Here is a 13864-nt window from a genome sequence, read left to right as displayed (position 1 = left end):
GAATGTCAGTTTAGGTTAGCGAGCCGGCTGGCTTCTCTGGCAATCACCAGTTCCTCGTTGGTTGGGATGACCAGTACCGGAAAACGGGAGTCCGCATCACCAATATGGCCTTCACTGTACTGGCCGTGATGGTTGTTCAGGTCCGGATCGAGAGCAATGCCCAGTAATTTCAGGTGTTCGATCGTCTGGGCTCTGACTCTCGCACTGTTCTCTCCAATGCCACCGGTGAACACCAGGGCATCCAGATGGCTCAGGGACACCATCATGGCCCCGAAGTACTTCGCCAGGCGGAAGCAGAATACATCGATGGCCAGTTGTGAAGGTTCGTGGCCATGGTCAGCCAGCTCGCACAGCGAGCGCATATCATTGGTCTGTCCAGACAGCCCGAGTAATCCACTGTCCTGGTTCAAAACCCTATGGGCTTCACTGGCACTGATACCGCGCCCGGCCAGGTAGTCAAACAGCCCCGGGTCGACGTCGCCACTTCGGGTGCCCATCACCAGCCCCTCCAGTGGTGTCAGCCCCATGCTGGTATCTTTGCTGATGCCGTTATCGATGGCAGTAATGCTGCAGCCGTTGCCAAGATGCGCTGAAATGATGGACGTCGTCGCCGGTGTCTTACCCAGGCGGCGCGATGCCTCATGGGCCATAAATTGATGGCTGGTGCCGTGAAACCCATAGCGCCGGATACCCCATTCCCGGTAATAGTGTTCAGGCAGGGCATACAGGAAGGCCCGCTTTGGCAGGCTCTGATGGAAAGCGGTGTCGAAAACCGCCACTTGCGGTACATCCGGAAACAGGCGCTGCATGGCGTTGATGCCGATCAGGTTGACCGGATTGTGAAGTGGCGCCAGTGAGGCACAATCCTCAATGGCCGTTATGGTCTTTTTGTCGATCAGTGCTGCTTCCCGAAAGGCCTCGCCACCATGAACCACCCGATGACCGATGGAGGCAGGCTCTCGGCTCATCAGGTTGCGATCGTAGAAAGCGTTCACCAGGGCCTGCAGGGCGTGGTCGTGGGAAGCGTTTGCGGGTAAGGCCACCGGTACGCTATCGCCGGAAATCTTTGCGATCGAGTCGGGGTTGTTCAGCCGTTCAGCCAGTGCAGAGGTTTGTTTCTCGTGGTTGCTGTCGAACAGCGCGAGTTTGATAGAGGAACTGCCGCAGTTCACGACAAGTATTGTTTCGTCCATGCTTGGTGCCGTTTTGATGATTCAGAGATTGGCCCGATGATTGGTTTCCAGCCAGTGGATGAAATCCTGCTCGGGCATCGGGCGACTGTAGAAGTAGCCTTGGGAATAGTCGCAGTTTTCATTCTTGAGGAAGTGGGTTTGCCCCTCTTCTTCGACGCCCTCGGCGATGACTTTCAGTCCTAGACTGTGGGCCATGTTGATGATAGCGCGCACGAGTGAGGCGTCTCCACTTTCGTTCAACACATCCTGAATAAACGACTTGTCGATCTTGAGTGTGTCGAACGGGTACGACTTCAGATAGCTGAGGGCCGAATAGCCGGTTCCGAAGTCGTCAACTGACAGCCGGATGCCGGTCCTGTCCAGTTGCCGAAGGATGTCGGCGGTTTCAATGGTGTTATCAAGAATGAGTCTTTCGGTAATCTCCAGCTCAAGGCATTCCGGTGGCAGCCCGCTGGCGTTGAGGGAGCGCATGACTGCATCGGTAAAGCCGGGGTCCCGGAACTGACGGGGCGACACATTGACAGCAATCGAAAGGGATTCGAGGCCGGTCATGGCTCGCCAGGCGACAGCGGCTTTGCAGGCCTCCTCGATAACCCATTCACCGATCGGGATGATCAGGCCGGTTTCTTCAGCCAGCGGAATGAAGCGGTCGGGCATGACCATGCCCATGGCCGGATTGTTCCAGCGCAGCAGCGCCTCGGCGCCGATCAATGAGCCGGAAGCGGTGTCCACTATCGGCTGGTAATACAGCTCGAATTCTCCCAGCTCCAGCGCCTTGCGCATGTGCGACTCCATCTGAAGCCGCTCATGGGACACTTCGGTCATTTCCGGCGTGAACTGGGCGTAGGAGCTCTTTCCTTTATGCTTGGCTTGATACATGGCGGCATCTGCATGCTGGAGCAATGTGCCACTGTTATCGGAATCGGTAGGGAAGATGGCGATCCCGATACTGGTTGTCACAAAGACTTCCTGGCCATTGAGCATAAACGCGGGGGCAAAGGTTTTCAGAATCCTCTCCGCGACCTGGCATGAGGCCTCAGTTCCCGTGAGGCCCGGCAGAATAACCAGAAACTCATCCCCACCCAGGCGGGCAACGGTACTGGTGCCCCTGAGGCAGCTGGAGATACGACGGGCGGCCTCCACCAGCAGGGTATCGCCGGCATCGTGGCCCAGGGTGTCGTTTATGTGTTTGAAATTGTCGAGGTCCAGGAACATGACCCCCACCTGGGAATTGTCTCGGCGGGCCTGGGCCAGTGCCAGCTTAAGGCGATCCAGGGCCAACATCCGGTTTGGTAGGCCGGTCAGTATGTCGTAATTGGCCTGGCGCAACAGTTGCTGTTCATAGCGCTTACGGATGCTGATGTCTTCACCGAGGATGAGGTAGCCGGTGGTGTCACCGTTATTATCGCGGATAGGGGTGACCACCAGCTGCTCCCAGTAGCGCTCACCATTGCGCCGGACGCTGTTGACTTCGCCTTGCCAAACACCAACCCGTTGTACCTGCAGCCGGATGGACTGCCAAAGATGGCGGGCGTCCTGAATGTCCATACTGTTTTCGATCAGGTGCGACGGATGTTTGCCAATGATGTCGTCTATAGTATGGCCGGTAAGTTGACTGAACTTTCGGTTGGCGTACTCGATTCGCCATTGCCGATCACAGATCAGAACCGAAGAGGGGCTTTGATCAATGGCCTTGGAAAACTTCAGAATGTCGGCTGCGTCTCGCTCGCGCCGGGCGACATCCTCATTCAGCCTTTCCCGCATCTGATTGATGGCGTCCGTCACCATGCCCAGTTCGTCCTTGCCATTGGCTGTACTGTCAGGACGGTCCAGCACCAGGGGCCTGGACAGGTTTTTCAGGGATAGATCCTTGGTGTAGTCGGCCATAGCGGTGAGGTGGCGGGTCACAAGGTGCTGGAATATCCACAGGATAAGCACGGAAACAAAAAAGACGATCAGGAACTGTGTGGCCAGAATTACACCGACTTTTCGCTGGAGTTCGCCATACACCCGTTCCAGGTTGGCGGTAATCTCAAGTTCCCCAAGCAGGAATTCATTTCCATCGCGCTGAATGAGTTCGAAACGATGGACAAGGGTATCGGCCTGCCTGGGAATTTCTCCCATGACGAGTTCGGAGTCAGGCTCGATTCGAAGCCGAAGGTGGGTAATATCCGGCAGGCTCAGGATGCCTTCCATCTGGGTTTGCAGCAATTTCTGATCGAGGGCCCAGAGGCTCCGGGCCAGGCTTGAGGCGTAGCCGGATTCAATCACTTCCATCCGTTCTTCGATCAGCGACAGGTCTTTACGGTAATCAGAATAGATCTGCACGCCCGCCGCCAGAAGCGTGAAGGCAGTACTGAACAATAGGATCCATGCCAGGAGCCTGAAAGAAAGCGGAGAGGCTGTGCGAATACGCCTCAATCGGGGCATGAATTCTGGCATGTTGTGAACTTCGCTATCACATTGGATATCAGGCATAAGATGCGCAGAGTAGGTGCTTATCCTGTTATCGACTATAGCAGTAGTTTATGTCGAATGCGCTGCAAATACAGGAAATAACGGAATAATTCGGGCGGTGTTTCGCAGTTTGTGAAATGAAAGAGGTGATAGTTGCCTTTGACACAGATCAATACGGGGTTGGTCGCCCGGGCGTAACCTGAGCTTAATCAAGTTTCAGATAGAGCAGGAGTTAACGCTATGTATATGGATGCAGTGGTTATCGCGGGTATTGCAACCGTGTTGCTGATGGTTGGCTTTTTTGTGGGGGTTGGGATTTTCGTAGTGAAAGACCAGAAAGCCCATGGAGGAAAAGGTCACAAAGGACACCATCGAGGGCAGGGTGGCTAACCGGCAAGAAATCGCCTAACCGATTGAAAAAATTGGCGTCCCCTAGGGGGTTCGAACCCCTGTTGCCGCCGTGAAAGGGCGGAGTCCTAGGCCACTAGACGAAGGGGACGCAACGTTTTCAACAACTTGCCTCGTCGAGGTGGCGCGTATATTAAGTAAGGCCCTTTGCCCTGTCAACGGTTTTTTTGAAAAAATCACCCCGCCACGCTGTCCGCCAATGCTGGTTCCAATTCGGCGTATTTGAACCGGAAGCCCTCATGCTGCAGTTTCGCCGGAACTGCTTTCTGCCCGGTGAGTAACAGCCCTGCCATCTCACCCAGTGCCAGTTTGAGCACCGGCGCGGGGGCCGGGAATACCGTGGGCCGATGAACAACCTTGCCAAGGGTTTTGGTGAACTCCCGGTTAGTGGCCGGATTGGGGCTTACCATGTTGTAGGCTCCCTTCGCGTGGGGGTTCTCAAGCATCCAGATAAGCCCTGAAACCACATCATCCCTGTGCACCCAGGGCATGTACTGTTGCCCGTTGCCGAGGCGACCGCCAAGGCCGAGCCGGAAAGGCAGGATCATTCTCTGCAGGAAGCCGCCACCTCTGCCAGTCACAATGCCGGTGCGACACAGGCAAACCCTGGTGCCCAGTTCTTCCATAGATAGTGCTGCCTGTTCCCAGTCACGGCACAATTCATGGGTGAACTCCGGATGTGGGTGGGTCTCCTCTGTTACCAGATGATTCCCCTGATTTCCGTAGTAGCCCACAGCAGAACCAGATACCAAAACTTCAGGCGGGCTTTGCCAGCTTCTGCATACATCAACCAAAGTCCGGGTTAGGCCAATACGACTGTCCCGCAGAGCCTGTTTTCGGGACGCCGTCCAACGCTTGTCGGCGATCCCTTCGCCGGCCAGATTGATGACGGCATGGTACCCTTGATGCCCTTCAAGAAGCTTCAGGTCTGATGTCGCTTCTACCCGACCACACAGTGCCCGAACCGTATCTGCCGGTTGTCGACTGAGAACGGTCAGCCCGTACCCTTTGTTGATCAACTCGCGGCAAAGTATGGTGCCGATAAAACCGGTACCACCGGTAATCAGGATTTTTTTCTCCATGGTGATCTCCTCCTGTCGGCTGATGGTTTCAGGAACCGCTATTCTCCAGCTCCTGGAGCACAACATCCCGGATGGCATTGCCCAGCTGAGGGTTCTGGCCGATGGGCGGCGCCAGTTTGATCTGGACACCATGCTGGCTTTCCAGGTCTGCGATCATTGCCGGTACATCTTTGCGCAGGTGCCGGCCTGCTGCCAGGAACAGGGGAACCACGGTAAAGTGCTCGGTACCATCGGCTTTGCCCTGGCTCACGATGGTTTCCAGCGAGGGTTCGGCCAGCTCCATATAGGCGATGGCGGCGTTCTCAACCGACTTGAGTGTTGGTGCTGCCAGTTGTTCAAAGGTTTCACACCAGCGTTGGTCACTGCTGCCGTGGGCCAGCAGAATGATTCGGTGAGGCTGGGTCATGGTTGCTCCTGGGTGGTCAAATGGAATGCTTCGGTCGTAATCAAATAAGATCCTGTACACCCGCTGATTTAAATGTAACAGGGAGTCGGTAAATGTTCGATTGGAAAGAGCTTCTGGATTTCTGGTTTGGAAAATTGGATGAGCATGGGCTGCCGGACGCCGATCACCGAAACCGTTGGTTTCGGTCCGATCGGAAGTTTGACCAGGAAATTCGAAGGCGCTTTCTTTCGCTGGTGCTGTTCGCCTCTGAGCAGGGTTTGGAGCATTGGCGAAATGAAGCGGGAGGCGCATTGGCTGAAATACTGCTGCTCGATCAGTTTACCCGTAACATCTTCCGTGGCGGTGCCCTGGCGTTCGAAAGTGATCGGCTGGCCCGCAATTTGAGCAGGCAGGCAATGGATAGGGGGCAGGATCTTGAGTTGCCGCTCATTCAACGGGCGTTTCTTTATATGCCCATGCAGCATTCCGAGCTCAAGAAGGACCAGGATTTGTCAGTGGCATGTTATGAGCAGTTGGTTGCCAGTGCCGACGGCTTACTCGCCGAATTTTTGGGTAGCTTCCTGCAGTCGGCCGTAGATCACCGGGATATCGTGCTGCAATTCGGCCGCTTCCCCCATCGAAACAAGGCGCTGGGGCGAACATCCACGGAGGCAGAGCAGGCCTATCTGGCGGGCGGTCGCCGATTTGGTCAGTAAAACGGAGCGGTTGAGGGTAATCACAAATTTTTAACAAAAATTGTTGACGGCCGAACGCTGATCAGTAGAATACGCAGCCGTTGAGAGGCAACGCCCTCTGACAGCAAGCGGGAATAGCTCAGTTGGTAGAGCACAACCTTGCCAAGGTTGGGGTCGCGAGTTCGAATCTCGTTTCCCGCTCCAGATTCAGGAAAAACCCGGCCCACAAGGCCGGGTTTTTTGTTTCCTGTTCCGCATTTCTCCCCCATGGACAAGGTTTCGTCGGTTATACTCGCTCACTTCCATCCCAAACCTGTTACTTGCAAGGGTGGTCATCATGCGCGTTCAATCCCTCTTTATATACCCGGTCAAGTCCCTGGCTGGCATCGAAGTGTCGTCATTCGAACTGGATGAATTCGGACCCGCCGGGGACCGGCGTTGGATGCTGGTGGGCGATCAGGGGCAGTTTATAACCCAGCGACAGCTACCTTTGTTGGCAAACGTTTCGACCCATATAGGGCCTCAGGGTGTTGAGATCGGTGTTCCGGGGCAGGGGGACTTTGTCCTGAGGCCCGGCAATGGCAGGATGGCGGTCAAGGTCTGGCGCGATACCGTGGACGCCTTGACCGGCCCTGAGCCGGCCGATGCGGCGATCAGTCGTTACCTTGGCCAGTCCCTTCGTTTTGTGTACATGCCCGATGAGAGTTTTCGTCGTGTAGACCCGTTGCGGGTGCCGGAAAATCGCCGGGTTGGATTTGCCGATGGGTTCCCCTTGCTGATAACCAATCAGGCTTCCCTCGACGAGCTCAATAGCCGGCTGGCCAATGCCGTGGATATGCGCCGTTTCCGGCCGAACGTTGTCATTTCAGGGGCTGAGGCCTGGTCTGAAGATGGCTGGCAAAGTATTACCGTCGGTGAAACCCGGTTTGCGGTCGCAAAACCCTGTTCCCGGTGCGTCATGACCACGGTGGACCCGGATACTGGCCTGAAAGATCCGGGTACCGAGCCCCTCAGAACGCTCTCCCGTTATCGCAAAACCGGGGATGGTGTGATTTTCGGCCAGAACGTCGTTCACCAGGGTGGCGGGCGCCTTTCGGTCGGCGATGCCGTAGACATTTCCCAACAGGAGTCTTGATCAAGGTGCCTTTGTTAACACTGGAAAAAATATCCCTGGCCTTCGGCATGCATCCATTGCTGGATGAGGCAACCCTGATGATTGATCCCGGGGAGCGAGTGTGCCTTCTCGGGCGTAACGGCGAGGGCAAGTCAACGCTACTGAAAATCGTCAGTGGTGACGTCACTCCGGATGCGGGTGTTGTCCGGCTTGAGGAGGGCTCGGTGCTTGCGGTATTGCCTCAGAGCCTGCCGGCAGACGATGCTCGGACGGCTTACGATGTTGTGGCCTCGGCGTTTCCGGAAACCGGCGAACTCTTGGCGGAGTTTCATCGGCTCTCCCAAAGTGCTGACGAGGCCTCCATGGACAGTTTGATGAAGGTCCAGGAGCGCCTGGAGTCATTGGATGGCTGGCGCCTTGATCAAAAGGTGAACACCATTCTGGGGCAATATGGCATAGACCCGGACCGCCGCCTCAACACCCTCTCAGGTGGGTGGCAACGCCGGGTTTTGCTGGCAAAGGCATTGGTGGCAGAGCCGGATATCCTGTTGCTGGACGAGCCAACAAACCACCTAGATGTGCCCGCTATTGCCTGGCTGGAGGAGGCCTTGACCCAGTTTCGTGGGGCGATGCTGTTTGTCAGCCATGATCGGGCGTTTATACGGCGCATGGCCACGCGGGTGGTCGAACTTGACCGTGGTCAGCTGATCAGTTTCGCTGCCAGTTATGACCGGTATCTCGAGCTGAAGGAGAAGGCGCTGGAAGATGAAGAGCGCCAGAACGCATTGTTCGATAAGCGCCTGAAACAGGAAGAGGCCTGGATTCGCCAGGGTATCAAGGCCCGCCGCACCAGGAACATGGGCCGTGTGAGGGCTTTGAAGGCCATGCGCGAGGAGCATCGACAGCGTAGGGTGCGAGGAGGCACGGCAAACTTCTCAGTGGAAGAGGCGGCGAAATCCGGCAAGCTGGTGGCAGAGTCACGACAAGCTGGCTTCTCATACCCGGGCGGTCACCAGGTTGTGCGTGATATGGACCTGACGGTGATCCGGGGCGACAAGATTGGTCTGGTGGGAGAGAATGGTACCGGTAAAACCACCCTGGTCAGGTTGCTGCTGGGTGAGCTTGAGCCTACTGAGGGTAGTATCCGCTTGGGGACCAACCTGCAGGTGGCGTACTTTGATCAGCTCCGGGGCGAGCTGGACCTTTCCCGTAACGCCCTTGATAACCTGGCTGAAGGTCGCGAATTCATTGATATCAACGGCCAGAGCAAGCATGTTCTGGGCTATCTCCAAGAATTCCTGTTTACGCCTGAGCGTGCCCGTTCTCCGGTCCGGGTGTTCTCCGGTGGCGAGCGAGCGCGCTTGTTGCTGGCCAAGCTTTTCAGTAAGCCGGCCAATATACTGGTGTTGGATGAACCTACCAATGACCTGGATGTCGAAACCCTTGAATTGCTGGAAGAGCAATTAGGGAACTTTAACGGCACAGTCATCGTCATTAGTCACGATCGGGAATTTCTCGATAACGTGGTGACGGATACCATCTTTCTGGATGGCTCCGGTTCGGTACGGGAGTACGTTGGAGGGTACACAGACTGGCGTCGACAGGGCGGCAGGTTTCCTTCGGAGACCTCCGGAAGTCGCCTCGACAAGCAGGACAAGCGTGATAAATCCGACAGTTCGGACAAAAACACGCAGCCGGTGTCAGAGACTGTGTCGCAGTCGGCAAAACCGAAGGCCGCAAAGCTGAGTTACAAGCTTAAACTGGAACTGGAACAGTTGCCGGGCAAGATTGAGGCACTGGAGCGTGAGGTGGCAGAACTTCAGGAATCCATTTCTGCCCCGGACTTTTATTCAGGCCCACCGGACGAAGTCTCAGCCACTCTTGAAAAGTTGTTGGAAACGGAAACCCGACTGGAGTCGGTCATCGAGCGGTGGATGGAGCTGGAAGAACAGGCGAGTCAATGAATATCAATTATAATTTTAAATTTCATGATGGACGAAACATCGAATTCAAGGTTACCGGTGAGCCGGCGGTGCCACCGGTCTCGGGATTCCCTTCCTGGGTCAGGCTTGAGCACTGCAAGTGCTCAAATTGCCCCCTGAAAGCGGGGGAGGAGGAATACTGCCCGGCGGCGGTTGAAATCCTGCCGGTGGTTGAGGCGTTTCAGGCCGAAGATGCCTACCAGAAAGTAAACGTGGAGGTTACCGACGAACGGCGCACGTACGCCAAACAGACAACCCTTGAGGAAGCGCTGCGTTCGTTACTTGGGCTGAAGATGGCGACCAGTGGCTGCCCGGTGCTGTCAGAACTCAAACCGATGGCGCTGCATCATCTGCCATTCGCCAACAGCGACGAATTCGTTATGCGGAGCGTCGGTTACTATCTGCTGCAGCAATTGTTTGCCCAGCGGAACCAGGAGCAGGCTGATTGGGAGCTAAAAGGGCTGGTAGAGAGGAATCAGAGGCTTCAATTGGTCAATCAGGCGCTTTGGCAACGGATTCATGCGGTGTGCAAAGGCGACAGTAACCTCAAGGCATTGCTGAATTTCTTCTCCATGGCATCGAGTGTCAGCGTGTCACTGGAGAGTCAACTCAGAAAACTGCAGGCGAGAATGAAAGGGGAGGCGTAAGCCTCCCTTTTTCATGGTGCCTCAATCGGCGTTTGGGCGGGGTGGCTTAGTGAATCCGGATGGCCAGAACATCGCACTGGGTGCCGTGCAGTACGCCGTTGGCAGTTGAGCCCAGGAGCAACTGAAACCCCTTGCGGCCATGGCTGCCAACGATCACCAAATCAACGCCCTGATCCTTTACCAGACGATGGATTTCGGATTCGGGACGGCCAACCGTGACGATCTGGTGACTTTTCGGTACGCCGTATTGGTCACCGTACTTCGCCAGCTGCTCGCGGGCGGCTTTGTCCAACTGGTCCTGAAGTTCGGTGAGGTCCATCGGGATATCACCACCGTAAGCGTAACCCACCGGCTCAACAACATGGACGAGAAAAAGCTCGGCACCATAGGCGTCGCAGATCGCTTTTGCTTTGTTCAGAACCTGCGGGGCTTCTTCTGTCAGGTCAATGGCAACCAGCATCTTGTTGTAGGTCGACATTCAGTCACTCCTTTGCGAATTGGGGTAATAGTCAGTATCAACAGTTTATACGAGAAAGTGTAGCGGGATTCTGACGGGCATCAACAGGAAGGGAAACTTCGGGCGGATCGTTAATCCGCCCGAAGACACATCAGGCGTTACTTTCGAGGATTTCGATGGTGGTGGTCAGGCTGCGAATGATCCCTTTGGAATAGCGGTCAATGACGAAGCTGACGTTGTTTTCGTTGTAGTTGATGTAGGAGCTGCGGATGAACTGCCATTTGGAGCTGACATCATCAATGGCGGCCTTGAGCTCAGCACTGGCGGAGCCGGATTGTACCCGGGCCAGCAAGCTGTCAAACATCAGAGCCTGCTGGTCCAGCGACGCTTCGTCCGATGCGCCCTGGAACGTCTGGGCCACGGACGAGTGGGTGCGCGCGGAGTACCTTGCCATCATTTGTGCCATCACCACGGCTGCGGAGCGAGCAGACTCAATACGCGCGTCAGCCTGGGTGCCGCTGTTCTCCTGGGCAACACCGTAAAGCTCGGTAGCGCGCTCGTTCATGCTTGACGCCTTGTTAGCGAGATCGGCCATCAAACGGAGGTCAGGGTAGCCGCGATCCCGGACTTCGTTGATGTTTCCGCGCATGAGATCCTTGAACTGATCGAAATCCTGATTGAGTCCTTCTACTTGTTGTGGCGACAGAACGCCACTGGTGCTGGCGATCAGGGCGTTCATCGCATTATTGGAGGCATTGATACTGCCCACGATACGATTGAGGGCTTCCGTGTCGCCGTTGGCGCTGAATGCGTAGAACGAGTCCAGGGCCAGATAATTGTTGATGCGGAAATCGTGCAGATCTGACAGGAAGTCTGCGCCGGTGTCCTGTGCCTGGGCGCCAAACGCGGTCAGGGATAGTAGTAGCAGTGCGGCAAGCAGTGACTGAATGCGCAGGCGAGCGTCTTTCATCGGATGAGTCTCCGTAATACTGTTTTATTATTGTGGACTAAAGTCGCATCTCGAAGTTAAAGTAACTCTGCCGGCTAATCAAGTAGTTTCCGGCTCTTACAGGCTGTACTCCCTTTTTTCTTCAGGTTTCATCAAGAAACAAATTGACAAACGCGTCTTTTTTTTTCATCGTGTGTCCTCACGATTCAAACGACTGTATGAATTTTTTGGATCGAATGATCGGGCAGTGACCGAAATCTCGCTGCACAGGCAGTCGGCTCGGCGTTTCGCCAACCGGTTGTCAGCAGTTCCAAACACAGACTGGAGATCAGTTGATGATTTACGAAGGTAAAGCCATCACGGTTAAAGAGATCGAAGGCGGGATCGCTCAGTTGGACTTTGACTTGCAGGGCGAGTCAGTTAACAAGTTCAACCGTCTCACCATCGAAGAGCTGGGCGCCGCAGCTGAAGCACTCAAATCCCAGAAGAACCTCAAGGGCCTGGTAGTCACCAGCTCCAAGGACAGCTTTATTGTCGGTGCGGATATCACCGAGTTCACCGAGCTGTTTGCAGGTTCCGAGGAAGACCTCGTTGCTAACAACCTGAAGGCGAACGAAGTTTTCAACGCCATCGAAGATCTGCCGTTCCCGACGGTTACCGCTATCAACGGTATCGCTCTGGGCGGTGGTTTTGAGATGTGTCTGGCCACCGACTACCGTGTTATGGCTCCCAAGGCCAAGGTTGGTCTGCCGGAAGTGAAGCTGGGTATCTTCCCGGGCTTTGGCGGTACTGTACGTCTGTCCCGTCTGGTGGGTGTGGACAACGCCGTTGAGTGGATTGCCGGTGGTACTGAAAACCGTGCCGATGCCGCACTGAAGGTTGGTGCTGTTGATGCCGTGGTTGAAGCCGACAAGCTGGTAGCCGCTGCCGTTGCCATTATCAACCAGTGCAACGAAGGCAAGCTGGATAACCTGGCCCGTCGTGAAGAGAAGAAAGGCAAGATCAAGCTGAACGCCATGGAAAGCATGATGGCGTTCGAGATTTCCAAGGCGTTCGTGGCCGGCAAGGCTGGCAAGAACTACCCGGCGCCGGTGGAAGCCATCAAGACCATGCAGAAGCATGCCGGCATGACTCGTGACAAGGCGATCGAAGTGGAAGCCAAAGGCTTCGCCAAGATGGCCAAGACCAACGTTGCCGCGTGTCTGGTTGGTCTGTTCCTGAACGACCAGGCCCTGAAGAAGAAAGCCAGCGCCTGGGAAAAAGAAGCTTCCGACGTGAAACTGGCTGCGGTATTGGGCGCTGGTATCATGGGTGGCGGTGTAGCGTTCCAGTCTGCACTGAAAGGCACCCCGATTGTCATGAAGGACATCAATCAGGACGGCATCAAGCTGGGCCTGAATGAAGCCAAGAAGCTGCTGTCCAAGCGTGTTGCCAAGGGCAAGATGGACGCCGGCCAGATGGGCGACGTTCTGAACAACATCACGCCGACCCTGAACTACGGTGATTTCAAGAGCGTAGATCTGGTTGTTGAAGCGGTTGTTGAGAACCCGAAGGTTAAAGATGCGGTTCTGCGTGAAACTGAAGACGCGGTTCGCGAGGACACCATCCTGACGTCCAACACCTCTACCATCTCCATCAACCTTCTGGCCAAGAACCTGAAGCGTCCGGAGAACTTCTGTGGCATGCACTTCTTCAACCCGGTGCACATGATGCCGCTGGTTGAGGTTATCCGTGGCGAGAAGACCAGTGACCGCGCCATCGCGACCACTGTTGCTTACGCCAAGGCCATGGGCAAGACCCCGATCGTGGTCAACGATTGCCCGGGCTTCCTGGTTAACCGTGTTCTGTTCCCGTATTTCGGTGGATTTGCCGCGCTGCTGCGTGACGGTGCTGATTTCCAGAAGATCGACAAGGTGATGGAAAAGTTCGGCTGGCCCATGGGCCCGGCTTACTTGCTCGACGTTGTAGGTATGGACACTGCCAAGCACGCCAACGAGGTGATGGCAGAGGGCTTCCCGGATCGCATGAAGGCCGACTTCAAGTCTGGCATTGACGTGATGTTCGAGAACAACCGTTACGGTCAGAAGAACGACAAGGGCTTCTACAAGTACGAAGAAGACAAGAAGGGCAAGCCGAAGAAAGTTGTCGACGAAGAAACCTACAAGCTTATCGAGCCTGTGGTTAACGGCAGCAAGGACTTCGACGAAGAAGAAATCATCGCCCGCATGATGATTCCTCTGTGCCTGGAAACCGTTCGCTGCCTGGAAGACAACATTGTTGAAGACCCGGCCGATGCAGACATGGGCCTGATCTACGGTATCGGTTTCCCTCCGTTCCGTGGTGGTGCTCTGCGCTACATCGACGACATGGGCGTCGACAAGTTCGTCGAACTGGCAGACAAGTACGCAGATCTTGGCCCGCTGTACGCGCCGACCGAGAAGCTGCGTGAAATGGCCAAGACCGGCAAGAAGTTCTTTGGCTAACCCTAACGAGAT

Annotated in this window: 12 protein-coding genes and 2 tRNA genes; 7 read left to right on the top strand and 7 right to left on the bottom strand. The window is 55.5% G+C overall.

The features are described from left to right. Positions 1 to 5 precede the first annotated feature (5 nt). Both QUE75_RS11110 and QUE75_RS11105 read right to left on the bottom strand, forming a co-directional pair. A complete protein-coding gene (locus QUE75_RS11110) occupies positions 6 to 1193 on the bottom strand; it encodes an acetate/propionate family kinase (RefSeq protein WP_106695885.1) in 1188 nt (395 codons plus the stop codon). 21 nt (positions 1194 to 1214) lie between these two features. Then, complete coding sequence (locus tag QUE75_RS11105; protein ID WP_106696042.1) at positions 1215 to 3635, bottom strand: bifunctional diguanylate cyclase/phosphodiesterase; 2421 nt, start codon at positions 3633 to 3635, stop codon at positions 1215 to 1217. 255 nt (positions 3636 to 3890) lie between these two features. On the opposite strand from QUE75_RS11105, the gene ccoM reads away from it, so the two are divergent. Then, a complete protein-coding gene (gene ccoM / locus QUE75_RS20605; RefSeq protein ID WP_167392920.1) occupies positions 3891 to 4040 on the top strand; it encodes a cytochrome c oxidase subunit CcoM in 150 nt (49 codons plus the stop codon). 33 nt (positions 4041 to 4073) lie between these two features. Here the strand turns inward: ccoM and QUE75_RS11095 are convergent. The 3 genes from QUE75_RS11095 to QUE75_RS11085 all read right to left on the bottom strand — a co-directional run bounded on the left by QUE75_RS11095 (position 4074) and on the right by QUE75_RS11085 (position 5546). Further along, positions 4074 to 4149 (bottom strand) — tRNA-Glu (locus QUE75_RS11095). A gap of 85 nt (positions 4150 to 4234) precedes the next feature. Next, entirely contained in the window at positions 4235 to 5140 is a 906-nt protein-coding gene (locus tag QUE75_RS11090) for a TIGR01777 family oxidoreductase (protein WP_286250093.1), read from the bottom strand. A gap of 28 nt (positions 5141 to 5168) precedes the next feature. Beyond that, on the bottom strand, positions 5169 to 5546 hold the full coding sequence (locus tag QUE75_RS11085; protein ID WP_286250091.1) for a sirohydrochlorin chelatase: 378 nt from the start codon (positions 5544 to 5546) through the stop codon (positions 5169 to 5171). A 92-nt stretch (positions 5547 to 5638) separates the two neighbouring features. Between QUE75_RS11085 and QUE75_RS11080 the strand changes: the two genes are divergently transcribed. The 5 genes from QUE75_RS11080 (at position 5639) to QUE75_RS11060 (ending at position 9963) form a co-directional block, all read left to right on the top strand. Then, a complete protein-coding gene (locus tag QUE75_RS11080; protein WP_061332167.1) occupies positions 5639 to 6241 on the top strand; it encodes a DUF924 family protein in 603 nt (200 codons plus the stop codon). Positions 6242 to 6348: 107 nt separating this feature from the next. Next, a tRNA-Gly gene (locus QUE75_RS11075) sits at positions 6349 to 6424 on the top strand. A gap of 133 nt (positions 6425 to 6557) precedes the next feature. Then, a complete protein-coding gene (locus tag QUE75_RS11070; protein WP_138437530.1) occupies positions 6558 to 7355 on the top strand; it encodes an MOSC domain-containing protein in 798 nt (265 codons plus the stop codon). A gap of 5 nt (positions 7356 to 7360) precedes the next feature. Then, positions 7361 to 9298, top strand: a complete 1938-nt coding sequence (locus tag QUE75_RS11065) for an ATP-binding cassette domain-containing protein (protein ID WP_286250087.1) — start codon at positions 7361 to 7363, stop codon at positions 9296 to 9298. Next, a complete protein-coding gene (locus QUE75_RS11060) occupies positions 9295 to 9963 on the top strand; it encodes a DUF6901 family protein (protein ID WP_286250085.1) in 669 nt (222 codons plus the stop codon). The genes QUE75_RS11065 and QUE75_RS11060 overlap by 4 nt, the downstream gene beginning before the upstream one ends. 46 nt (positions 9964 to 10009) lie before the next feature. On the opposite strand, the gene QUE75_RS11055 is transcribed toward QUE75_RS11060, so the two are convergent. Together QUE75_RS11055 and QUE75_RS11050 are read right to left on the bottom strand one after the other, a co-directional pair. Further along, entirely contained in the window at positions 10010 to 10441 is a 432-nt protein-coding gene (locus QUE75_RS11055; RefSeq protein WP_072677182.1) for a universal stress protein, read from the bottom strand. A gap of 130 nt (positions 10442 to 10571) precedes the next feature. Beyond that, positions 10572 to 11390 (bottom strand): hypothetical protein, encoded by an 819-nt coding sequence (locus tag QUE75_RS11050; RefSeq protein ID WP_286250082.1) that lies wholly within the window; start codon positions 11388 to 11390, stop codon positions 10572 to 10574. Between the two features lie 314 nt (positions 11391 to 11704). Here QUE75_RS11050 and fadB point away from each other — a divergent pair, with 314 nt between their 5' ends. After that, positions 11705 to 13852: a fatty acid oxidation complex subunit alpha FadB gene (fadB, locus tag QUE75_RS11045; protein ID WP_061332171.1), complete on the top strand. Its 2148-nt coding sequence runs from the start codon at positions 11705 to 11707 to the stop codon at positions 13850 to 13852. Positions 13853 to 13864 lie beyond the last annotated feature (12 nt).

The organism is Marinobacter shengliensis, from assembly GCF_030297115.1.
GTDB classification, from domain to species: Bacteria; Pseudomonadota; Gammaproteobacteria; order Pseudomonadales; family Oleiphilaceae; genus Marinobacter; species Marinobacter shengliensis.
The sequence above is the reverse complement of the archived record's forward strand: the minus strand, read 5'-3'. Positions and strand labels throughout refer to the sequence as shown.